Consider the following 22,276-nt stretch of genomic DNA (forward strand, 5'->3'; position numbering starts at 1 on the left):
GTCCGATTTTAGATTTGTTCTTGGACAAACCTTTGAAAATGACTGTGAATCTAACAAGCTATCAATAGAGCTCTATTTCTAGCATTCCACAACAAATAGCGAAGAGCCATTCTTTTCTGGGCTACAGAAAGATTGCTGCCATTATGAATCGGGAAGGAGATGGCATTCATAAGAACACGGTGAGGCGCTACATGCGGGAAATGGGGATCATGGCGATTTACCCCGGCCCCAATCTGAGCAAGCGTGATCTGCAGCATCGCATTTATCCGTACTTGCTGCGCAAACTGAGCATCACTCGGCCAAACCATGTATGGTCTGTCGACATTACGTATATTCGGATGAAACACGGCTGGATGTATTTGTATGCAGTCATGGATTGGTACTCCCGGTACATCATCGACTGGCAACTCGATCAGTCCCTGGAGATTGAATTCGTGCTAGAGACGATGAGACGGGCGTTGGGGCGCCATAAGCCTGAAATCATCAACAGTGATCAAGGGAGCCACTTTACCAGTCCCAAGTACATTGATTTACTAAAGGAGAACAACGTCAAAATCAGCATGGACGGGAAGGGGCGTGCAACGGATAACATTGTGATTGAGCGTTTCTGGCGCAGTTTGAAGTACAATGAGATCTATATCCATGACTATAATAGTCCGAGAGAACTACGGCAAGGTGTCGAACGTTATATTCATCTGCACAATCGTTATCTGCCGCATCAAGCTCTTCAAAACCACACACCAGAGGTTGTGTATACCCAACAGGTTGTACTCGAATCTACAAGTGAATAAACAAGACCTCCCGCGCCTTCGCTTGGGCTGTGTCCTCCACTCGTGGACACCCCTATGCGGGAGATCTATCATCATTTTTTCCAGTTTTCGATTCTGTTCAATCGATATGAAAGGAACGATAGAACGTATATTGTGTATTATTTCACACCTTAACAATCTAAAAAAACTGTCTTGACATCTTGTAGCACTATAGATTGTCTCTTGAAAACACTGTGAAAGGAGCATCATTGAGCAGATAGCTAAGAAATCGAATTATGCTTTCTTCATCTGTAAATAGAGCAACTTTCATTCCGAATTTCCCTCCATATCACGACAAGATACAAGAAATTACCTCTATTTTTTCAATAGATTAGTTGTTATTTTGTACTCATATGAAAAAGTTTGTCATTTTATATCTTTTGAATATAGGCAAATAAAAAAACCAGCGGAAAGGCTGGTTAGAACAAGTAACATTATTAAGTTGTACATCAGCCACCACCTATATGGCCCATAGTCTGAAAAAAATTAGATAACTGAATCTGACCTATGGTAGGCAATGCTGCAATGATAACTAGAACGAGGTTTAAACTTACTAAGTAATTAACCGCCTTTTTGACCATCCCTTTCCCACACCTTTCTTATAAGAGCATTATACTGAGTCTTGACTTCTGATGTAGCAACTGATCTGAAATATTCAAACAAGCCTACACAATTCATCATAAGCACCTTATTATTTATTGTATCCGCTCTTAGCAAACAATTGATTAAACTATTAAAACCATTAGAGTAGTTTTTCCTATATAACTGATATTTAGATAACTCATACCAGTATTTAGCCTCTTCTTCATTAAGAACCTGATTAGAGTAAATATCCTCCGATTCCTGCTCCCGATCCTGTTTAAGGTGATGGTCAAATCGTTCTAAGACATGATCAATATCCAGATTATGCCGTTTGGCCGCTTCCACCACATTCAGAAGCTCTGCAAACACTTCTTTCTTTCCTTCGATATACTCTACATATTCTGGCAGCACACTGATGTCTCCTGACATTAGCCGATTTACGCATGTATTCACTTTGGCCCATTGCTGAAAGGAAGCCATCCACTGCTTGGTGTCCGCATCCTGTTCCTTCACCCAACTCAGATCAGCATAAGCTTGGATATGCTTGAGACCTTTGGCATAATCACCTTTTTCATCACTTGCACTTGCCATCAAAAAATCCGAGTAGGTTATATAAAAGAAAAAAGGCCTGCTCAATTTGTAGGATACATCTTGATCTAAACGGGTGGAATGATGTCGAAGATCATATAAAATTCTCGCTATACGCCCCATGTCCTGAGCTAGTTCAAGTACCTTATCCCAGTGCCCCATCGAACGGAACAGGTTCGCCAAGTCTTTCAAGGCATCCAACTGCTCCAGCTCACCGAGCCGCTCCGCATAAGGACCGAATTCCACTGCAGCCTGCAAATTCTGCACCTGATCGTCACCAATCCGCATCTTGAACAGCCTGTATTGGCATATTGCCAATCGTTCTGAATGCTGGTGTTTCTCGCTAAACGCAACATTTTTATAGAGCAACGCCGCTGCCTCATATCGTTCCTGGGCAAAAAAATCCTCTGCCAGCTCGAACACCAGTGGAGCATAGTATGTAACATTCTCCATTAACACAACTACGACCTTTGCGATGCAGTCCAATCTGTTCAATTCCATACAACGTTGCAAAAATGGCTTGACTCTCCGCCAATTCAAAGGCGCATCCAGCATGTATTCTTGCACATAACGGCTATAGAAATAATCCTCTGGCTTGTCCATCGCTTTCGTGATGCAGTCCAACTGGTGCACAGCTATCGAGCGGTTGCCCATGACAATGCCGCTCACCGTCCCCGGATTCAGTCCGGCCACGGCGCCAAATTCACTCATGTTCAGGTTATGCTCCTGCAAATAGCTTCTGAATTCCGTCCGAATCGTAGCTGTATGCAATGGAATCCTCCTTTCCGAATTTCAATTTTTATTTATCTGTGGAAACTATATACATAAATTATAGTATATATCACCTGCATCTATGAAGTAAATTATTCCATGTATAGATTTGTATATAAAGGAATAGTAAATACATCTTGTTAAGGGTTAAATCTAATTTTTCTGTAGCCTGGAATATGATAAACTCTTCATGGACTCGCTCGGGGGTATAAAATTTACCAGGTGAAGGAGGGAAAGCTCATGATTTACATTGCCTTGCTGAGAGGAATCAATGTGGGTGGCAATAATAAGGTGGATATGAAGCTGCTGAAGCAAACGTTTGAAAAAGCGGGTATGAATCATGTTACCACTTATATCAATTCGGGAAACATCATTTTTTCCAGCGAAGGCATGAGTCATCAGGAGTTGGCGGACAAGCTGGAGCAGGCCATCGCCGCCGATTTTGGCCTTAATATCCGTGTGCTTATCCGTAATCTGCCGGAAATCAGGGAAGTTATAAGTGTTTTGCCTGAGCACTGGACCAATGATGCCCAAATGAAAGGTGATGTTCTTTTCCTGTGGGATGAGATTAATGACAGATCGGTGCTCGACCAGATTCCGGTGAAGCCGGAGATCGACACGGTGATCTTTGTTTCAGGGACCATTTTGTATTCCGTCAGTAAAGCGAATGCCTCGAGGAGTGGATTGATCAAACTGGTGGGCACCAAGCTATATCAGCATATGACGGTCCGCAACGTGAATACGGCTCGTAAGATTTACACGCTGATGCAGGCCGCAGAGCAGGAAGAAGGACTCGGCGGGATTAGGGAAAATAAATGACTAAGGAAGATGAGTTTTCATGGAACAACAGGAATTTGCTCGTTATTTGCTAGGCTTGATCGATGAAGAAGCGGAGGACGAAGAGATTGATCCGGGTGCTTTTTACGGATACTTTCAATTTTTTATGCCAAGCGGAGAAGGGGTGGAACGAGTCTTCGCTCCGCTGGATAAAGGCGCTGCCTATTTGCAGCGAATCGCTCCGATCTATGAAATGCTTGATCCGGCGGATTTTAAGGGGGAGCAGGTGCCGGGCTATTTTATTGGGAAAACAGGCAGAGCATCTGAAGAGGTACTACGAGCCCTCGGCGAACAGCTTGTGCAAGGATTGCAGCAGCTCTTTGAGGAGCAGACGGATATGGAAGGTATGGATGAGCCGCTATCCTATCTGAGAGAGATCGAAGAAATAATCATTCTGCAAAAAGGTGAAATCATGGCCTTTGAGAACCGGAAAGAGCCCATCATCTATGAGACTATGTTCGAGATTGTGGAGGAACGTACGGATTACGATGGCCCCATCTGGGTCCTCAGTGAGGCGTATTACTCGATCGCATGCGATTATTGGCTGTCCTATTATCTTCAGTGGCCCAGATACAAAAAGCTAGCAAATATGGATCCACTGGCCCCCTACTTTGAACTATATAAAATAGGATATACAGCGGTTTTTAGCGGGCGTAGTCTTTATATCGGAAGCTATTAAGCATTGATCGTAGGAAACGATGTACTTAACAGCAAGTCGAACGAATGATATAGTTTCATATTTTTATATCGAATCATCATTTTATTACATTCGATTGGATTGTAATCGCTTTACAATTAGATTTTGAAGGGGCTGGTTGGCCCGCAAAATTTTAAAGCGAGAAGGAGCAAACGATCATGAGCCAAAAATATGCCCCGTTTCATCCGGCGGTGACAGGCCTGCTGCACGGAGGGGACTATAACCCGGATCAATGGCTTGATTACCCCGAAATTATCCAGGAGGATTACCGGCTGATGAAGCTGGCGAACTGCAACGCTTTTACGCTGAACATATTCGGTTGGAGCGCGATCGAACCGGAAGAGGGCCAATATGAGTTCGGCTGGCTGGACCGGATTATGGATGATCTGGCCGCCAGAGATATGAAGGTGATCTTGGCGACCCCGAGCGGAGCCAGACCAGCCTGGATGTCCGCCAAGTACCCGGAGGTGCTGCGGGTGGAGGGCAACCGGCAGCGGAATCTGCACGGGCTGCGCCATAATCACTGTTTTACTTCTCCCGTTTACCGCGAGAAAACAAGGGAGATCAATAAAAGGCTGGCCGAGCGGTACAAGAGTCATCCTGCACTGATTTTGTGGCATATTTCCAATGAATTCGGCGGAGAGTGCCACTGCGACTTATGCCAGGAGGCCTTCCGCGAATGGCTGAAGAAGAAATATGGAACGCTCGAAAAGCTGAACCATGCCTGGTGGACTGGCTTCTGGAGCCATAGATTCTCCGCTTGGGAGCAGATCGAATCTCCGGCTCCGCACGGTGAGAATCAGGTGCATGGCCATAATCTGGATTGGCAGCGTTTTGTGACCGATCAGACGATCGACTTTTACCGGAATGAAATCGCCCCGCTGCGTGAATTAACGCCGGATATTCCGGTGACGACCAACTTTATGGGCAATTATCCCGATATGGGCCCGTTTCTTGGTCTCAACTATGCCAAGTTCGGTAAGGAAGTGGACGTCGTCTCCTGGGACAGCTATCCTGCCTGGCACAGCGATTTTCAGAATACCACCGATTTAGCGGCGGACGTCGCTTTTGTGCACGATATTTACCGCTCCATGAAAGGCGGGCAGCCGTTCCTTGTCATGGAGAATACGCCATCCCTGGTGAACTGGCATAATGTGAACAAGCTGAAGCGGCCGGGAATGCACGCTTTATCTGCTGTACAGTCCCTGGCTCACGGCGCCGATTCCATTTTGTATTTTCAGTGGCGGAAAGGCAGAGGCGCTTCCGAGAAATTCCACGGAGCGGTGGTGGATCACAGCGGCCATGAGCATACGCGCGTATTCCGGGAAGTGGCCGAGGTGGGCGATATTTTGCAGCAGCTCGGTGAAATCCGCGGGACTTCGGTAGCGCCTGAGGTCGCCTTGATTTATGACTGGGAAAATCAATGGGCGATGGATGACGCGCAGGCGCTCAAGCCGAGGGAGAAGGGCTACATCGCCACCTGCCAGGCTCATTACAAAGCGTTCTGGAAACGCGGCATTCCGGTGGATATCATCGACATGGACAGGGATTTTTCCGGATATAAGCTGCTTATCGCCCCGATGCTTTATATGGTTCGTCCGGGGGTAGCGGAAAGACTGGAGCAATTTGTCCAGCAGGGAGGAACGCTCGTTGTTACTTATTGGAGCGGCATTGTGGATGAGAATGACCTGACCTTCCTGGGCGGGTTCCCGGGGCCATTGCGCATGCTGCTTGGCATTTGGGCCGAGGAAATCGATACGCTCTATGATACGGACCGGAACAGCATCCGCTTCAATCAGAATCGGCTTGAACTGGAAGGAGCCTATGAGGCCAGCGAATACTGTGAGGTGATCCATGCCGAAACTGCCGAGGTGCTGGCCGAGTATGAGCAGGATTATTACAAGGGATCTCCTGCGCTGACGGTCAATCCATTCGGACAGGGGGCAGCTTATTATATTGCCTCACGGAATGAAACCCGTTTTCATGATGAATTCTATGGCAAGCTGGTGGGGCAGCTTGGAATCGGGCAGGCACTAGATATGGAGGTTCCGGAAGGAATCAGTGTGCAGCAGCGTTCGGACGGAGAGCATGACTATATTTTCATCATGAATTTTGCGGAAAATGCCAATCAAGTGAAGCTGCCTGAAGGCCAATTCCAGGACCTGCTGGATCAAACTGAGCGCACAGGTGAGCTCGAGCTGCCTGCTTACGGATATGTGGTTTTAAAGCGGGATGCAATCCGGTAAAATAGAATAAACCTGAACTGTCAGCCTGTTCCATATTGAACAGGCTTTTCGGTATGATAATTGGACTTGCTTCTCTATTACATAAGTACAAGACAAGCTTTAGGAGGGGGCAGAAGCGACCTTGAAGATCAGATACACATTTTCCGGACAGGAAAAGCCTCTGCCCTTATTTGTGGAGAGCATCGGGTACAATCTGCGTGAAGAGGATTTTGCAAGACCTGAAGGTTATCCGTACTTTCACTGGCTGCAGACCGTTGAGGGAGAGGGGATATTTTCCTTTTCCGGCAAGGAGTACACTCTTGGCAAAGGCGCGGGCATTCTACTGATGCCATTTACGGAGCATTCCTATTACAGCACGGGAGATGTCTGGTCAACGCTGTATGTCACCTTCGGGGGAGCTTCAGCCGACAGTATTTTGAATGCGCTTGAGATTGGAGCGTCGAAGGTATATACCGAGTCGGAGGAGTTTCCATTTTCCGAGCTCATATGGCGTATGTTGAAAAAAATCGGCCAAGGCGCGGAATTTTCCAGGCTGGATGCATCCGAGGAGCTGTACCGTTTTTTAATCATGTTGAAAAAGTACGGCAAAACGGAAAGCCAACCGTCATTATCCCATTATTATGACCGGATCAGGCCGGTTGTCGAATGGCTTGAGAGCGAGTATGCGGAAAATATCGGGCTGCAGGAGATGTCCCGGCAAGCAGGTGTGAGTGCGCAGCATCTCAGCCATTTGTTCCGTGAGACCTTTAACATGAGCCCTTATGCTTTTCTGATCCAGCTGCGCATCCGTGAGGCCAAGAAGCTGCTGGTCGCAAGGCCCGGGCTGCCGCTGAAGGAGGTTGCAAGTAAGGTGGGCTTCCAAGATGTGAGCCATTTTGTAGCGACGTTCAAAAAAATCGAGCAGATTACGCCGAGCAAGTACCGCGGCTTGTTTAATTAGCAGGCTTGATAGGAGTGTCCTCAGTCCGTATATAATGCTCTTTTCATCTGCACGATTTTGGTGCCAGCGATATGATTGCATTTTGGCACATGCCGTTTCAGGAACGGAACGACATCCCCCTGATAATCCCCAACCTTTTTGTCCGGGCTTTGCTCAGGAATATTGAGGATAAAGCGGGCCAGCACCCGCGCCTCCAAGGTCCAATTGGTGGGGTTGCGCACAGGTCTGTCGATGGAGACGATCTGCTCTGTGACAATTTCGTTCTGCAAATGCAGCAGCTCATTTTCTATATATTGTTCATAGTCCTCCTCGTGAGGCACTCTTAACAAGCATTCTGCGTAGGTGATGACTTCAATCACGGATAACCGTCCCCCTGTGTCTGATTCCCTCTTATTATACAATAATTGAGGTAGGATGTTTAAATGACCTTTGAGGATAAGTCCTTTAGTCAACTCCGCAAAAAGCGTAAAATAGTTCTATATAGATTTCAGGCCCAACATCAAAGTTAGTATTTGAAATTGCATCCTGGTCTCGGATTATTATAGTAATCTAAACATGCTAATATTAACATCAATGAGTCTAAGGAATAAAAATACAGTTAGAGAAGATGGGGAGATTATGAAAGAATATGATTTTCATGCATTATTGGATGATGTTGAATTCGAGGCTTTGGCAGTAGATGTTATCCGGGTGAGAGAAGATTTAGAACCTAACGAATTTCGTAGATACCCCAGAGGTAAGGATGGTGGTATTGATGGGTATAAGTATAGTGATGGTACAGTTATCCAAGCTAAGAAATATAAGAATGACTATAATGTTTTGTTAAGAAGTTTAAAAAAAGAAGTACTAAAATTACATAATCTTCAGCCGCCTCGATACATTTTGGTAACTTCTGTAGCTTTGACGAAAAATAATCAGGAAGAAATACTGGATTTATTTAAGGGCTACATACATTCTGAAAAAGATATAATTGGAAAAGTAGAACTAAATGATTATCTTCTTGACCCTAAGTTTTCTGCTATCGAATATAAATATCAAAATTTATGGATGCCTAGTACAGCTATTTTTGAACATTTATTACAAAATAATATTTTACGTGCAGAAAACAATTTCAATCAATTCTACTTAACTGAAATGAAAAATAATGTTTGCTACTACATAAAAACAAAAGCCTACTATAAATCACTTGAAATTATTGATTTGAATAATTGTTTATTAATATACGGTGAACCTGGAATTGGAAAAACGATGCTCGGCTATAACATTGCATTTCATTATTTGATGCAGGATAAGGACATGGATTTATTTTTTACAGATACAATTGAAGATGTATATAAATTTTATCGCCCTGAGAAAAAGCAATTATTTGTAGTAGACGACTTTTTAGGTGTCAATTATGTCAATAGCAAAATCAAAAATGGTGAATCTAAAATATACCGAATGCTCAATGGTATTATCGGAGGCAATAATCACAAAATTATATTGATTTCAAGAAAAAATATTCTTTATGAAGGTATGAAATTAATACAAGAATTAAAGGCAATACTCCAAAACATGAGTGTTGAATTATCTTCAACTATTTTAGAGGATTCCGATAAGACGAGAATATTATGGAGCATTCTAAGAAAGTCCAATCTTAAGTATAGCCAATTGCATGACGTTGTAATGTTTTCTAATAGAGTTGTTAAGAGTGAAAATTTTAATCCAAGACTTCTTAACGATACAATTCATCATATTTCTAATTGTAAAGATGAGAATGTTCAAGCAGGGCAAAAACTGTTAAGGGCATTGGCAAATCCAGATGAAGTTTATGAGCTGATGTATAATCACCTCAACGAAATATCTGAAAGCGCCATTTATCTTGGGAGCTGTATTGCGATATTTGAACATCCTGTAGAATTGAATATTTTGAGAAAATGTTATGGAGAATTACAAGAAAAACTTCCTTGGAGAAAGTGGCAAAGTTTTGATGATGCTTTGGATCAATTATCTTACTCATTTTGCTTCGTTAGAGATATAACATTTACTCAAATATTAAGTTATATGGACTTTGACGTTAAAATAACGATAGTGGGTTTTAACAATCATAGCATACTGGGGTATTGGAGGAATAAAATTGCAAAAAATCTTTCCCTCTTTGGGTTAAACATTATCAAAAATGTTGATTTGATGAATTCTATCCTATTTTTTTCTGACAAATTGCTTTTAATGAAATTGATTGATGAACACAATAATATGGAGTATATGCAAAAGGTCATTCCTGAAATTATTGATAAAATAGCTAAGGATTATGAACGATTAGATTTTATCTATCTGAATGGATTTGAGTATCAACATGAGGATTATAGATTCACGGACTTTTATCTCTCTTCAGATTATACAAACAGTTATATTATTAAATTAAGACGAATCTTGGATTTGAATGAGCAATTCAACTCTGAAAAACTAAGGGTAGTGATAGCAGAATTAAAGACGTATTTTATTAATTGTTTGTTAAAAGATGACCGTCATTCACTTTCGGATGAGGAAAAGTACAGTGTTCCTGAGATAGTCAATAAGTTAATAAAACAAGGATTCAAGATCCCTGATATGAAAGAGATCTTAGATAGCTATCGTTCTAAAATTAATTTTTTGAAATTCTACATTGTTTTTTATGAATTCAGGGATATATACGGTGAAGGCTTTGATGACTACCTTCAGAAAAACAACAATGCAATTTCGAAAAATTTAATTTGGATGATTCATGATGATTATGAACACTTTATGTCGGATGGATTGGAATTTGAGATTGAGCAGTTATTATTTGATGATATATCTAGAGTTCTTGAAATATATGGTGTCAAGGTGAAAAATGATTTGCTTAAATCCATTCGGAAATTGGAGAGAGAGTTAAATTCAGATGGATACAATGTGAAATGGAATAGAGAGCTTTCCTGCTTTGAATCTGCTACGGATAAGGAATCTAATTCTAATTCAAATAATCCTGATTTTTATGAAGAAGATGATAATGTAGAATATTTTGAAGATGATTTTGCGAATTATTTTATTGAGGTAAATTCCTTAAAGGAGTTGCTTCCTTATGTACCTTCACATAGTTCTGATTGGAATGAATTGATTAATGTTGTAGGAATAACGAATTTTGAAGATAATATTATAGATGAAGTCTATGAAGATTTATTCAATGGTGGGTCCCAATGGAGAGGGACATATGAAATGGAACCACTTTTTCTGGCAAAAATTATTGAGGAATATAAACATGGGAACAGGATAGAGGGGCGAATCTCCAGGTTCCTCGGTCAAATGTTAAGTTCAATTGAAACGGATGAATTTGAACTTCTCACCAAAATTGCAGTATCAGCGCAGGAACATAATGAACGGTATTTTAATCGGAGTAATTTAAAACAATGGATCAACTTTTCGAATGATGAGTGGGATATGTGTCAAAAGAGTGATTTTTTGGGATATAGTAATGGATGGATGTACTTCATATCACCTGAAATCCATATATATTTGTTAAGTCAAAATATTAATCAGTATCCGCATAATAAAAGTAAAATTCTGAATCTCAGTAACTGGATCTTTGATGATTTAGAATTACAATCTTCTTTTATTTATAACTTATTTGTTATTCTTATCGAGTTCTTTGAAGAAGAATGTAGTGAGTACTTTCTTAGCAAAATTCAGCCTTTCATTGAAAAGATGAAAATACTGAATGGGACTGATCAGCTGGCGTATGGCTTGTTTTCAGTCTATGAGTCACAGGAAATGAGCAATAGACAAGAAGTCGATACTGAAATTAACGATTGGGTGTTGCTCAGATTCTTAGAGATGTTAGAAGTAAGCTTTATTGAGGTGACCTCTGATTTATCTTATGAATTATTCCAAATGATCGCCACAACTAAGACCGAATCAGAGAGCACTATTAATTATGAATATTGCTTAGCGCACTCTGAAAAGTTAGCTCCATTACTCAATAGTTCAGTTGAACAAATTATCGAGGATGATTTAATAAAGATTGATGATTTTATTAAAAAGTTTTTCAGTTTGGTTTAAACTTTACATTACCCGAAGGAGTGTACAACTTATGCCTGAAAACTGTCTCCCTACTGGCGTGAAACCGAAAGATACCGGTTTTGGATATACGTTGTCCTTAATCGGCGGCAAATATAAAATGACCATTTTGTACTGGCTGTTTGAAAATAAAGTGATACGGTTTAATGAACTGCAGCGGAGCATCGGCACCATTTCCTTTAAAACGCTAAGTATAATGTTAAAAGAAATGGAGGCAGACGGCCTGATCATACGCAGGGAATTTCCGCAGGTGCCTCCAAAGGTTGAATATTCATTGTCTGAACGCGGTCTTTCTCTCATGCCAGTGTTGAACATGATGTGCGACTGGGGAGAGGAAAACATGCTGGTTACAGGCTGTCAATAAAATTTAAATAAGCTTGTGCGCTTTTGTCCAATTTGTTTGCAGGCGCTTCATTTTCTGCACCAGGCACGTTCTCGCCAGAAGCGCCTTCTGTCCCATAAAATGCAAAAAACGAACGGTAATCCGCATCACAGTATCGGAAGGTAGTCTCAAAAGGGGATAACAGCTGCTCAAGGGTATAGCGGTACGGCCCCGCTTCACTATAATTTTCTTTTTTTGCACCAGCAGATACTGCCAAAGCGGTTTTGCGATTTTTTAGTTTATCGCCTCCATTCGAACCATAAGCCCAGCCATACGTAAAAACATCGTCAAGCCATTTTTTTAGGAGGGGCGGGCAGTTGAACCAGTAAACAGGGAACTGCAAAACAAGATGGTCATGTGATTCAATGAGCTGCTGTTCTTGTTCTACATCAATATTTCCGTCAGGGTAGACCTTATACAATTCATGTACAGTATACTTTTCCGGCTGTTTGTGGAGCTCTTCTACCCAGCGCTTGTTTATGACGGATTCTTCCATGTTTGGATGGGTTACAACAACAAGAGTATTCAATGATTTGTCCTCCTTGAATTTGATGTATGTCATGAGTATATAAGGCTGATCGCAATAATGTAAGTATGCACTTTTAGTTCAGCTACTTTCCTAAAGGTTAGTGTTAACCGAAAAGATTGGCTCACAGGAAAAAGCCCGCGATTGACGCGGGCTTTCGCTCGTGCTCTTATCCGGCAATGGGTGAGTTTCTATTCCGGTTACTGAATTGGCTAATCGGCCAAATTCTCCAGAGCCTTGATTACTTCCGCTTTAGCCTGATCTGTAAAGCGGAGATGGCCGTGTTCCTGTACAATCTGCCCTTCACGCATGCGTTGGTCCAGCCAGTCAGTGATCCAGCTTGGAGCATAGCCGCCTTGGCCGAATTCGCCGCCGAATGCAATCATTTTCGGATAGACATCCAGATACTGTTGCCGGCTGGTATCCGGGTACGACTTTGTATAGAGCCAAAACTGCACATCATACATAAGATACGATCTTTCGTCTGCATGAAAGGAAAAATGGCCTTTTTCTTCAACGATGCGGGTACAGATATTACGGATTTTTTGTTCAATCTGTTCCACTTCGGTGACTTGGGCACACAGTTCAGTGAGCAGGGGAGAGAATTTCCCATGAGCTACTTTATGCAAATCAGCTTCTTTGTCTTCCACGGAGGTGTCGTATTCCTCTTCATTCACCAGGCCCTTGATAAACTCCTCGAAATTTTCGGCCAAAAAGGTGATTTCATAATCGTCTTCCTGATCCACATGGATGACCTCCGGTTCACCGTCCGGGCCGCATGCCCGGTAGTCCAGCATCACCACGTCATGGCCTGCCGAAGGACAGTCGCAGATGACAACCCCAATGTCGGGATAGCCCCATTCTTCAATCATAAAACGGCTGCCAAGGTCTCCGCAGAGCGAATAGCTTTTCTCACGTCCAATGCCCAGAATACCTGTGATAGCAATATGATCTTCGGCCCAGGAGGTCGCTTCTTCTGTCGGAAAGCAGGTATTCTTCGGAATCCCGCCGTTCTGCTGTTTCATTAAAGCAATATACGAGGCGGGCAGCTTATATCCCAACTCTTCCTCGATAGATGTGATCATTTCATGTGTTGGCGGCTCGGAGACATAGGACTCCCTGGCATACTGGCTGTCCTCCCAGAAATCCGAAAGTGACATTCCCGCAAAAGGAACAGCGTTCGCGGCCGAATTGTAAGAGGCTAATGCCGCTGTTGCCCGTTTGGCCGCCTGCCGCTGCTCCTGTCTGCGCTGTTTCTCCGCTTTTTGCAGGCTCCATTTTAACAGCAGCTTTGTATCCCGGTCGCCAGGTTCGAGGCTGTCCGCGATACCGAACGCCTGCGCCGCTTCTTCATACCTTTTCAAATAATAAAGAGCAAAGCCGACCCGGTAATGCCATTTGGGATCTTTCTCGCCTTCTTCGGCAACTCTCTCGAATTGCTTAAGCGCCTCATCGTAAAGTCCCAGGTTGTTATAAGCTCTGGCCAACCGGCTGATCGTCTCATAATCCCGGTCGTTCTCGGGAATCGCCAGCACGGTGTCCACAATCCGCTGATGTTCGTCCTCCTCGTGCCATTGCGTCATTTGCTCGATAAGTTGTTGGTCCATAGCTGCCCCCGTAATTTCAGAATGATCTAAGAGATTGGTATAGTTACCCTGATTATACCAAATGGAGGGCGTATGAAAACGATAATATAAATGTGGCGGGCAGTCAGTCAGGCTCTTCAGAGCCGGCTCCAATTCAGATCAGCAGGCCATTCGGGCCGCGTGGATGCAGCCCCAGGTGGTTCCACTCCAAAGCCAAGCTCCAGCACGGCTGTAATTTTTTCCTTCCCCGTTACGCCAAGCTTCCGGCAGGCTACGCTGTCATACATCCATTCACGGAAAATGACGTTCACGCCCATTCCGCGCTCGTAGGCGAGCAGCTGAAAGTTTTGCACAAGACAAAACACGGCGGCTGTATTTTCATTTTGTTTATACGGGTCGCTGTCGTTCTGACTGGCGATGATCAAATGCGCCCCCGCTTCATGACTAAGCAATTCCATTTTCTCCGCTTCAACACGTGGGACAAAAATAAACCGCCACGGCTCCCTGAGTCTGTGGTTGGGGGCCCATACGGCGTGGTTGAGCAGCTCCAGCACCAGCTTTTGTAGCACCGGACGATGGTCCGGTTCAAGTCTGCTCAGCTCTGCAATGGTGCGATCCAACAATTTCACCTGGTAATAATCCTCCTTAAAGTTTGGTGTGTGACGGAATTATGAGCCGCCGATGACTGTCCATCGCTGCTCGGCAGGTGTTCGCGACCGCCCTTTGGGAGTCTTGTCAAAATGTCCAAGCAGCATAATGCCCACAAACCGCTCATCCTCTTGCAGGCCGATGTTTCCGAAAAATAATTCGTTTTGAATAAACGGCTCAGTTCTCCAGGTCATTCCCAACCCCTGCTCCCATGCGAGCAGCTGGAAATTTTGCAGAATACGGCATACCGTTCCGTAGGTTGCGTCATCCTTTAGAGGCTCTGCCTCCCTTTTGGTAAGGACAATAATATAGGCGGGCACCTCGCTAAAGAGTTTTTGATAGGGCTTGAGCAGTGGTCCCAGTGCAATTTTAGCGATTTTATTGTCAATGATCTTCTCCAATAGATAGTCCGTAAGCCGTGCTCTCTCTTCGGGGGAGCCTGCATATATATAGCGCCAGCGTGCTTTTCCTTCATAGGGGCACAACTGCTCGGCCTTCTTTAAAAGCTGTATCACCAAATCCTGTGGAACAGGGCTGGTGTTGAATTTTCGAATGGTTCTCCGTTCCCGGATTAATTGCTCAAGACTCATAGGCTGATCCTCCTTCTGAGTACTATACTATTGATAACCATTCTCAGCGTCAACGCGAAACGGAAAAGTGCCATAAGAAGTCCGGTTTTTTCGTTGGATTGTTCTGAAAACAAGCAAAAAACCGCCCTTTCGCATCGGAAGGCGTATGCGAAGGGGCGGTTTGATGAGAAAGGGCTGAAACCGGTTATAAGTGTGTCAGCCCTGTCTGCGAAAGGTGGTCGGAGACATACCCACATTTTTCTTGAAAAAACGTCCAAAGTAGGAAGGGTCGCGAAAGCCCAGATGATGCGCAATTTCATCGACTGTCGAGGAGGAGTACCGCAGCAGGCGTTTGGCTTCAAGAAGCTGGCGCTCGCGCAGCACTTCACCTGCCGATTTGCCCAACGTTTTTTTGACCGATTCAATCAGGTGACTGGTGGTGACATGAAGCATGGAAGCATATTCAGACACACTGTTCCCGGTGCGAAAATGCGACTCGACGAGGGCCAAATACTGCTTGGTCAGTCTAAAGCCTGCTTCTTCTCGGTGGCCTTGCTGCCACTGGTCATGTATTCGTCCCGCTTCAATCAGCAATAACCGGATATAGCTGCGGACGGCATCTGTTTGATCCTTGCGCTCCTTCGCTAACTCCCGTTCCAGCAGGCGAAACAGCTCGTTGAATACGGAAGCATGATCAGGGTCTATTTTATAGAACGGATGATCACCCATCAGATTGAGCAGAGACGTTTGTAACCAGCCTGCATGATCCAGTTGGTGCCCGGCAAGCAGGTCTTTGGAGAAGATGAGCAGATAACCGTCGAACGCCATGCCGTTCTCTTTGGCGATCCAGCCGTGAATTTGACCTGGGGCAATAAGACTCAGGGTGTTAGGGGAAAAGCTGTAGCTTTGAAAATCAATTTGAACCTTGCCGTGTCCTTCCATAATCCAGAATAATTCATAGCAGTCATGACGGTGCAATTCGTAGGCCTCAAGCTCAACGCCAGGCATCTCCTGGTTGAACCGCAGCAGCCGGAAGGCGTCGGTCTCCAGCGAAGGAGCGGGAATGACGGGAATGTTTTTGTGTTTGCCTGCTGCTCGCATAGGTGCTCCTTCCTGTTTGCATACTTCTGTGACGGTTTTCCCGCCTGTCTGGACTTCAGTATATCATAGTGGTTTTGAGGTCAGCTATTGGACACACTGAATCATCGAAATGTCGAAGGTGACTCCTGGTTGATTCCGCGCAACGTCGGACAAAATGTATGTTGATCGGTAGCCTGCAAAATAAAAAGCCCGCGCTGAAGCGAGCTTCCTCATTATTATTCTTCCCCTGTGGCCACCGGATTCTCCTCATAACTGATCCAGTCGCTCCAACTTCCGGCGTACAGTTTCACATTGTTAAACCCCGCCTGCTTTAACCCCAGCACGTTCGGGCAAGCCGAAACGCCGGAGCCGCAGTACACAATAATCTCGGTACCTTTATCCAATTCGCTGAAGTGCTGCTCCAGTTGCTCCTTGCTCTTCAAGCTACCGTCCTCGTTCACTACGTCCTTCCAGAAGAAATTGATCGCGCCCGGAATGTGGCCGGCTTTCTTGTCGAGCGGCTCTTCCAGGCCGAGATAACGGCGGTGGTCCCTGGAGTCGATCAGGATGGGGGAGCCCGCCGGGAGCTTGTCGTCAGGTCCGGCCTGGCTGGACACCTTGCGCACATCTTCCATCTGTACCAGCATATCCGGCTTCACTTGAGCGGTAAATGACGTAGGAACAACAACCGGCCGTTCCTGTGTCACCGGATAGTTGGCCTGCTTCCAGGCGGTGAAATCCTGCTCCAGCACATAGACGTTCTCATGCCCCAGATAGGTCAGCATCCACCAGACCCGGGCTGCGTTCATCCCGTTGTTGTCATCGTAGATGACGACGCGACTATCCCGGTTGATCCCACCTTGTCCGAACGTGCGGCTCATCGCTCCCACATCAGGCAGCGGATGCCGTCCGCCGTGCTCGGTTACAGGCGCGGACAGGTCTTTGTCAAGATCCAGATAAACTGCGCGGGGAATATGCTCTTCAAAATACTTCTGCTCTCCAACTGCAGGATCGTTCAGCCAGAAGCGGCAATCCACGATGACCAGATCGGGTTCATACAGGCGGGCTAGCAGCCAGCGCAGGGATACGACTGATTCCATCTTCATTTTGTCCACCTTTCCATTCCATATATAAGCATTCTACAATAAGAAGGAGAATTTGGCTTCTGCAAAGAGTTAGGTTTGTCCGGAAGACAGGGTTGTCGGAACGGGATTTGATAATAAAGCCAAATATAACAAAGGGGAATCCCAATGAGCATTAAACGTTCCCGAGGTTCCTCTTGGTTTGGGCGGACCGGAGAGACCTTATTTCCGCAAAATCATGTCTTTTTCGCTCCAAAGCGGACTGAGGTGTCGCTATTTATGCAAATTTCCGTTTTGGAAGAACATTTTTAGCGGAATAAGGACTCTACAGTCCTTTTAATTGAGGGGAATGAGCTTTTTTAACCGAATAGCGTTCCTCAGGTCCGCATAGTACGCAGAACAGGAGCGCGGCACACACATAGAACAGCGGCGGCTGTCCCGTGAGTACAAGAGCCATACTAACCCGCCTTGCTTAGTTCAGCGTCACCAGCAGCACTAACCGGCTTCTTAAAGTCACTTCCAAATCGGATAAATATCCACACACCGCACAAAATGAGCATGCCAGCCAGCAGTTGCACGACCGTCAGTCTTTCATGCAGCAGCATCCAGGCCAGGATGGAGGAGATTACGGGCTCCCCGAGCACGGCCATGGATACGGCTGTCGCGTTGATATATTTCAGCAGCCAGTTGAACAGATAGTGGCCGAACAGAGTCGGCACGATCGCCAGCAGCAGGAACAATCCCCATTCACGCCAGGCATAACCGGTAAATGTAAAACCGTTGCCGACATTGTACAAAGCCAGCGAACTGGCGGCTATGGCGAACACCCAGAAGTTGTACACATAGGCGCTTATGGATTCCCGCAGATGCTTGCCGAACAGCATATGAACCGCGACGGCAATGGTTCCCAACAAGGACAGGAAGTCCCCCAGCAGAGCGTCTCCGGAGGCGCGGAAATCTCCGGCCCCGATGGCGATGGAGCCGACAACGGCAAGGGACATGCCGACAATCATCATCCGGTTGGCCCTTGCGCGGAAGAACCAGAACGACCCGAGCATGACAAGAATGGGCTCAAGCGTTAGAATAACGGTAGAACTGGCAACCGTGGTCAGGCGCAGGGAGTTCATCCAGAATAAAAAATGCAGTCCGAGCATGATTCCTGATCCGGCCATCAACAGCCACTGTTTGCCTGTAAGCCTGAACAATTCATGGCGATATTTCCACGCCAGCGGCAGCATCAGCAGATTTGTCAGGTACAATCGGTACATGGCGATGACGGATACCTCCGCTTCCGACCATCTTATAAAAATGGAAGAAAACGAAATAGCGATAATGCCGATGACGTAAAGGAGCTCCAGAGAGTAGAACGATTTCTGATGGGTATTCATTGTGCATCTCCATGAATTCAGATTATAAAATGGGTAAGAATAGAGTGTCAGACAAAATATCATTATACCTGACCGCTGTCAGGTGTGGAATAGCCCGTAACCAAATTCACGTATTAGCGAGCCAAAGACCTTCCCGCTTGCGTACGGGGTTGCAAGTTAGTAAGATGAGGAACTTTTCCAGTAAATTGTCGTCTATATCATGTGGAGGTGTTACTTTTGATAAAAAAACGAATGATCTTAGCAGCAGTGCTTGCTTCCGTGATGGCTCTTGTCCTGTCCGCCTGCGGCGGCAAGCAGGTCAGTCCGCCGGCCAATAATACTCCAGCCGCCAACACTCCGGCTCCGGAGCAGACCGTACCGGCTGCCCAGACACCGGAGACGCTTACCGGTACAGGGGTGTATAACGGACAGTCCGATCCTCATACCGTGGAAATCGAAATGGACGGCAAAGCAACGGCGTTCCAGCTTGGCGAAGGTGTGGACGCGGAGATCGCCCAATTGAATGAAGGGGATGCTGTTTCTTTTGAGTATACTGAAGAACCGATTGCAGGAGATACAACCAAGCAGCTCATCCTTACTAAAATTACGAAAACAGGAGATGCTGATTCACATGGTGACAATGATTCCGCACAAGGCGGACAAGGCAACGCACGTCCTGGCACCGCAACGTTCGAGGTGAATCTGGAAGGTACGACGGAGGAGCGCACGGCTGAGCTGGCACAGGGAGAGGGCTACTCGTTGTACGTATTCGATATGATGTCCCTTTTCCCGGACCAGAACAGGGTTGCCTTGGCTGTAGACGATAACTACTATGCGGAGATTGCCAAGCTGCCCTCCGATTTTAAGCTCGATACGCTGGAGAAGGAAGCCAGAGAAGAACTGAAGGCAACCGGTGAAGTGGAGAAGGCTGAAGGATCAGATATTCCAGCCGACCTTGAAGGTGCCAAATTATTCCTCTCCGCTACCGGCAACGGCGTAATTCAGAAATACATCGTACTGGAGAATGAAGGCCAGGGCTTTGCGGTTAAAATCAATGCCCCGCAGGGAGATGCGCTGGAAGGCTTTATGGGGCATATTTACAAAACGCTGAACACGCTGCAATAAAGATTTTCATGAAGCGGCGGAAAATCGTCGTATATAAGGGCTTCGCAATGGCATGAGCTGAAAGGTGTCAATTGCGGGGCCCTGTCTTTTATGCTATAAAGGATTATAGTGTATGCTTGTTTCCAAAAGGAGCATGATTGTATCCATAAGGAAAGCGTATGACCTGCGATGAAGGAGTGGTTGAACCGAGATGTCTATTGAAATGAACACTCAAGACGTAATCAATCTGATCAAGAACAGCAAGAAAAAGACCCCTGTAAAAGTATACGTTAAAGGTGAACTGGCTTCCGTGAGCTTCGGGGAGAATGTTCAATCCTTTATTTCCGGTGGCGCTGGCGTCGTATTTGGCGACTGGGCCGATATCAAGGCTGTGCTCGACAGCAATAATGCCAAAGAAGAAGATTATGTGGTAGAGAACGACCGCCGCAATTCGGCTGTTCCGATGCTGGACCTGAAGGGCATCAATGCGCGCATTGAGCCGGGCGCGATCATCCGCGACATGGTTGGCATCGGCAACAATGCCGTGATTATGATGGGAGCGGTGATCAACATCGGCGTGGAGATCGGCGACGGCACCATGATCGATATGGGTGCCGTGCTTGGCGGACGTGTCAAAGTCGGAAAAATGTGTCATGTTGGCGCAGGCTCCGTGCTTGCAGGCGTCATTGAGCCGCCTTCCGCGCAGCCGGTTGTGCTGGAGGACGATGTGCTGGTCGGCGCGAACGCTGTTGTCCTTGAAGGCGTACGTATCGGCGAGGGCTCCGTCGTGGCAGCCGGCGCTGTCGTAACGGAAGATGTTCCTCCATTCTCTGTGGTGGCAGGAACACCTGCGAAGGTGATCAAGCAGGTCGACGACAAGACAAGATCCAAAACGGAAATTTTGCAGGAGCTGCGCACCCTTTAATTTCAGGATACGCGGACGGCAAACCCCGGACAAGGCTCGGCGGACGCGCCGGGCCTTAACTTGTTTTTTTAATACATCGATTGACGTTCTTCTTACAATTATAAGCTATGATGATTTATGCAACTATGTGTCGAAAGGAGGTCTGGAACGACGATGACAGCAGGAAACTTCAGTACCTACATCCAGATCCGGCGCGATTTGCATCAGATACCGGAGCCGGGCTTTAAGGAGTTCAAGACACAGCGTTATCTGCTCGATTACATAGCCGGTCTGCCGCAGGACAGGCTGGAGGTGCGCACCTGGAGAACGGGGATTCTGGTACTGATTCGCGGGACTGCGCCCAAGCGCCGTTTCGGCTATCGTGCGGATATGGATGCTCTGCCCATTGAAGAGGAGACCGGATATGATTTTAAATCACAGCATCCGGGCTATATGCATGCCTGCGGCCATGATCTCCATATGACCATTGGCCTTGGCATTGTGACCCATTTCGCCACCGAGCCGATGGCTGACGATCTGGTCGTGCTGTTCCAGCCTGCCGAAGAGGGACCTGGCGGCGCGCTGCCGATGCTGGCAAGCGAGGAACTGGCGGACTGGATGCCTGATCAGATCGTCGGGCTGCATATCGCTCCCGAATATCCGGTAGGCACAATTGCTACACGCCCCGGCATTTTATTCGCTAATACGTCCGAGCTGTTTATTGATTTGACAGGTGTCGGAGGTCATGCGGCCTATCCGCATCGTGCGAATGATATGGTGGTGGCCGGCTCCCAGTTGGTCGGACAGCTGCAGACCATTGTGGCGCGTAACATCAACCCGCTGGATGCGGCCGTCATTACGATCGGCAAGGTGGAGAGCGGCACCAAGCAGAATATTATCGCAGAAACGGCCCGCCTTGAAGGCACGATTCGCACGCTGTCGGCGGAGACGATGACGGTGATCAAGTCCAGAATCGAGGCTTTGCTGCGCGGAATTGAAGCAGGCTTTGAGTGCAAGGCCGAGATCGATTATGGCTCAAACTACCGGCAGGTGTTCAATGAGGCCGAATTGACCGGCGAATTTATGGACTGGCTCGGCGAACGCGAGGATGTGAAGCTGATAGAATGCAGTGAAGCGATGACCGGAGAGGATTTCGGGTATTTCCTTGAACGTATTCCCGGATTTATGTTCTGGCTGGGTGTAGACACGCCATATGGCCTGCATCATGCCAAGCTTGAGCCGAAGGAAGATGCCATCGGTGTGGCCATTCGGGTTATGACCGATTACTTCACCTGGAAATCCCAGTCGTAGCGGTCTTTCCGCTGAACGCGGTCTGTCTTCTTTGAATGTACGTCGATAGACTTTTTCTTAATACTGCAGCCCCTTTTCCTGCTATAACGGCATGGGAAAGGGATTTTGCCGTGATTGAATTTGTGATGAAGTGAAGCAACAAAATAAAACGGCGCACAGCAGCGCCCCGGAGCAGC

19 protein-coding genes are annotated in these 22,276 nt (G+C 46.2%); 10 read left to right on the forward strand and 9 right to left on the reverse strand.

Features of this window, described 5'->3' with window-relative positions:
• Nucleotides 1–95: 95 nt before the first annotated feature.
• The gene (locus ACE5LO_RS13550; RefSeq protein ID WP_375520681.1) at nucleotides 96–791 is read left to right on the forward strand and encodes an IS3 family transposase; all 696 of its coding nucleotides are present in this window, start codon (nucleotides 96–98) and stop codon (nucleotides 789–791) included.
• Between the two features lie 579 nt (nucleotides 792–1,370).
• On the opposite strand, the gene ACE5LO_RS13555 is transcribed toward ACE5LO_RS13550, so the two are convergent.
• Complete coding sequence (locus ACE5LO_RS13555) at nucleotides 1,371–2,750, reverse strand: transcriptional regulator (protein WP_375520563.1); 1,380 nt, start codon at nucleotides 2,748–2,750, stop codon at nucleotides 1,371–1,373.
• Nucleotides 2,751–2,990: 240 nt separating this feature from the next.
• On the opposite strand from ACE5LO_RS13555, the gene ACE5LO_RS13560 reads away from it, so the two are divergent.
• The 4 genes from ACE5LO_RS13560 to ACE5LO_RS13575 all read left to right on the forward strand — a co-directional run bounded on the left by ACE5LO_RS13560 (nucleotide 2,991) and on the right by ACE5LO_RS13575 (nucleotide 7,470).
• The gene (locus ACE5LO_RS13560; protein ID WP_375520564.1) at nucleotides 2,991–3,569 is read left to right on the forward strand and encodes a DUF1697 domain-containing protein; all 579 of its coding nucleotides are present in this window, start codon (nucleotides 2,991–2,993) and stop codon (nucleotides 3,567–3,569) included.
• Nucleotides 3,570–3,588: 19 nt separating this feature from the next.
• Entirely contained in the window at nucleotides 3,589–4,266 is a 678-nt protein-coding gene (locus ACE5LO_RS13565) for a hypothetical protein (protein ID WP_375520565.1), read from the forward strand.
• Nucleotides 4,267–4,442: 176 nt separating this feature from the next.
• Nucleotides 4,443–6,530 (forward strand): beta-galactosidase, encoded by a 2,088-nt coding sequence (locus ACE5LO_RS13570; protein ID WP_375520566.1) that lies wholly within the window; start codon nucleotides 4,443–4,445, stop codon nucleotides 6,528–6,530.
• 121 nt (nucleotides 6,531–6,651) lie between these two features.
• Nucleotides 6,652–7,470 carry an AraC family transcriptional regulator gene (locus ACE5LO_RS13575; protein WP_375520567.1) on the forward strand — a complete coding sequence of 273 codons (819 nt, stop codon included), beginning with the start codon at nucleotides 6,652–6,654 and terminating at the stop codon, nucleotides 7,468–7,470.
• Nucleotides 7,471–7,490: 20 nt separating this feature from the next.
• Here the strand turns inward: ACE5LO_RS13575 and ACE5LO_RS13580 are convergent, their stop codons facing one another.
• Nucleotides 7,491–7,829 (reverse strand): hypothetical protein, encoded by a 339-nt coding sequence (locus ACE5LO_RS13580; protein ID WP_375520568.1) that lies wholly within the window; start codon nucleotides 7,827–7,829, stop codon nucleotides 7,491–7,493.
• 259 nt (nucleotides 7,830–8,088) lie between these two features.
• Here ACE5LO_RS13580 and ACE5LO_RS13585 point away from each other — a divergent pair, with 259 nt between their 5' ends.
• Both ACE5LO_RS13585 and ACE5LO_RS13590 read left to right on the forward strand, forming a co-directional pair.
• Nucleotides 8,089–11,523: an nSTAND3 domain-containing NTPase gene (locus tag ACE5LO_RS13585; protein WP_375520569.1), complete on the forward strand. Its 3,435-nt coding sequence runs from the start codon at nucleotides 8,089–8,091 to the stop codon at nucleotides 11,521–11,523.
• A gap of 31 nt (nucleotides 11,524–11,554) precedes the next feature.
• Nucleotides 11,555–11,905 (forward strand): winged helix-turn-helix transcriptional regulator, encoded by a 351-nt coding sequence (locus ACE5LO_RS13590; protein WP_375520570.1) that lies wholly within the window; start codon nucleotides 11,555–11,557, stop codon nucleotides 11,903–11,905.
• Here the strand turns inward: ACE5LO_RS13590 and ACE5LO_RS13595 are convergent.
• The 7 genes from ACE5LO_RS13595 to ACE5LO_RS13625 all read right to left on the reverse strand — a co-directional run bounded on the left by ACE5LO_RS13595 (nucleotide 11,889) and on the right by ACE5LO_RS13625 (nucleotide 18,802).
• Nucleotides 11,889–12,452, reverse strand: coding sequence for an NAD(P)H-dependent oxidoreductase (locus ACE5LO_RS13595; protein ID WP_375520571.1), 564 nt, complete (start codon nucleotides 12,450–12,452; stop codon nucleotides 11,889–11,891). The genes ACE5LO_RS13590 and ACE5LO_RS13595 overlap by 17 nt on opposite strands.
• Nucleotides 12,453–12,661: 209 nt before the next feature.
• Complete coding sequence (locus ACE5LO_RS13600) at nucleotides 12,662–14,056, reverse strand: SMI1/KNR4 family protein (RefSeq protein WP_375520572.1); 1,395 nt, start codon at nucleotides 14,054–14,056, stop codon at nucleotides 12,662–12,664.
• A gap of 116 nt (nucleotides 14,057–14,172) precedes the next feature.
• The gene (locus ACE5LO_RS13605) at nucleotides 14,173–14,664 is read right to left on the reverse strand and encodes a nitroreductase family protein (RefSeq protein WP_375520573.1); all 492 of its coding nucleotides are present in this window, start codon (nucleotides 14,662–14,664) and stop codon (nucleotides 14,173–14,175) included.
• Nucleotides 14,665–14,703: 39 nt separating this feature from the next.
• Nucleotides 14,704–15,273: a nitroreductase family protein gene (locus ACE5LO_RS13610; protein ID WP_375520574.1), complete on the reverse strand. Its 570-nt coding sequence runs from the start codon at nucleotides 15,271–15,273 to the stop codon at nucleotides 14,704–14,706.
• Between the two features lie 195 nt (nucleotides 15,274–15,468).
• Nucleotides 15,469–16,353 carry a helix-turn-helix domain-containing protein gene (locus ACE5LO_RS13615; protein WP_375520575.1) on the reverse strand — a complete coding sequence of 295 codons (885 nt, stop codon included), beginning with the start codon at nucleotides 16,351–16,353 and terminating at the stop codon, nucleotides 15,469–15,471.
• A gap of 215 nt (nucleotides 16,354–16,568) precedes the next feature.
• Nucleotides 16,569–17,432 carry a sulfurtransferase gene (locus tag ACE5LO_RS13620; protein WP_375520682.1) on the reverse strand — a complete coding sequence of 288 codons (864 nt, stop codon included), beginning with the start codon at nucleotides 17,430–17,432 and terminating at the stop codon, nucleotides 16,569–16,571.
• Nucleotides 17,433–17,872: 440 nt separating this feature from the next.
• On the reverse strand, nucleotides 17,873–18,802 hold the full coding sequence (locus tag ACE5LO_RS13625; protein ID WP_375520576.1) for a DMT family transporter: 930 nt from the start codon (nucleotides 18,800–18,802) through the stop codon (nucleotides 17,873–17,875).
• Nucleotides 18,803–19,009: 207 nt separating this feature from the next.
• Here ACE5LO_RS13625 and ACE5LO_RS13630 point away from each other — a divergent pair, with 207 nt between their 5' ends.
• The 3 genes from ACE5LO_RS13630 (at nucleotide 19,010) to ACE5LO_RS13640 (ending at nucleotide 22,100) form a co-directional block, all read left to right on the forward strand.
• On the forward strand, nucleotides 19,010–19,906 hold the full coding sequence (locus tag ACE5LO_RS13630; protein ID WP_375520577.1) for a DUF8580 domain-containing lipoprotein: 897 nt from the start codon (nucleotides 19,010–19,012) through the stop codon (nucleotides 19,904–19,906).
• A gap of 190 nt (nucleotides 19,907–20,096) precedes the next feature.
• Entirely contained in the window at nucleotides 20,097–20,810 is a 714-nt protein-coding gene (gene dapD / locus ACE5LO_RS13635) for a 2,3,4,5-tetrahydropyridine-2,6-dicarboxylate N-acetyltransferase (RefSeq protein ID WP_375520578.1), read from the forward strand.
• A gap of 153 nt (nucleotides 20,811–20,963) precedes the next feature.
• The gene (locus ACE5LO_RS13640; protein ID WP_375520579.1) at nucleotides 20,964–22,100 is read left to right on the forward strand and encodes an N-acetyldiaminopimelate deacetylase; all 1,137 of its coding nucleotides are present in this window, start codon (nucleotides 20,964–20,966) and stop codon (nucleotides 22,098–22,100) included.
• The last annotated feature ends 176 nt before the right edge of the window (nucleotides 22,101–22,276 follow it).

The sequence above is a fragment of the Paenibacillus medicaginis genome, assembly GCF_042138635.1.
Lineage (GTDB): Bacteria > Bacillota > Bacilli > Paenibacillales > Paenibacillaceae > Paenibacillus > Paenibacillus medicaginis.

Bases quoted from the DNA above. Each gene is read 5' to 3' on its own strand.
- ACE5LO_RS13610 (WP_375520574.1), bottom strand. From the start codon at position 15,273: ATGAGTCTTGAGCAATTAATCCGGGAACGGAGAACCATTCGAAAATTC.
- ACE5LO_RS13620 (WP_375520682.1), bottom strand. From the start codon at position 17,432: ATGGAATCAGTCGTATCCCTGCGCTGGCTGCTAGCCCGCCTGTATGAA.
- ACE5LO_RS13640 (WP_375520579.1), top strand. From the start codon at position 20,964: ATGACAGCAGGAAACTTCAGTACCTACATCCAGATCCGGCGCGATTTG.
- ACE5LO_RS13585 (WP_375520569.1), top strand. From the start codon at position 8,089: ATGAAAGAATATGATTTTCATGCATTATTGGATGATGTTGAATTCGAG.
- ACE5LO_RS13625 (WP_375520576.1), bottom strand. From the start codon at position 18,802: ATGAATACCCATCAGAAATCGTTCTACTCTCTGGAGCTCCTTTACGTC.
- ACE5LO_RS13570 (WP_375520566.1), top strand. From the start codon at position 4,443: ATGAGCCAAAAATATGCCCCGTTTCATCCGGCGGTGACAGGCCTGCTG.
- ACE5LO_RS13600 (WP_375520572.1), bottom strand. From the start codon at position 14,056: ATGGACCAACAACTTATCGAGCAAATGACGCAATGGCACGAGGAGGAC.
- ACE5LO_RS13565 (WP_375520565.1), top strand. From the start codon at position 3,589: ATGGAACAACAGGAATTTGCTCGTTATTTGCTAGGCTTGATCGATGAA.
- ACE5LO_RS13615 (WP_375520575.1), bottom strand. From the start codon at position 16,353: ATGCGAGCAGCAGGCAAACACAAAAACATTCCCGTCATTCCCGCTCCT.
- ACE5LO_RS13560 (WP_375520564.1), top strand. From the start codon at position 2,991: ATGATTTACATTGCCTTGCTGAGAGGAATCAATGTGGGTGGCAATAAT.
- ACE5LO_RS13590 (WP_375520570.1), top strand. From the start codon at position 11,555: ATGCCTGAAAACTGTCTCCCTACTGGCGTGAAACCGAAAGATACCGGT.
- dapD (WP_375520578.1), top strand. From the start codon at position 20,097: ATGTCTATTGAAATGAACACTCAAGACGTAATCAATCTGATCAAGAAC.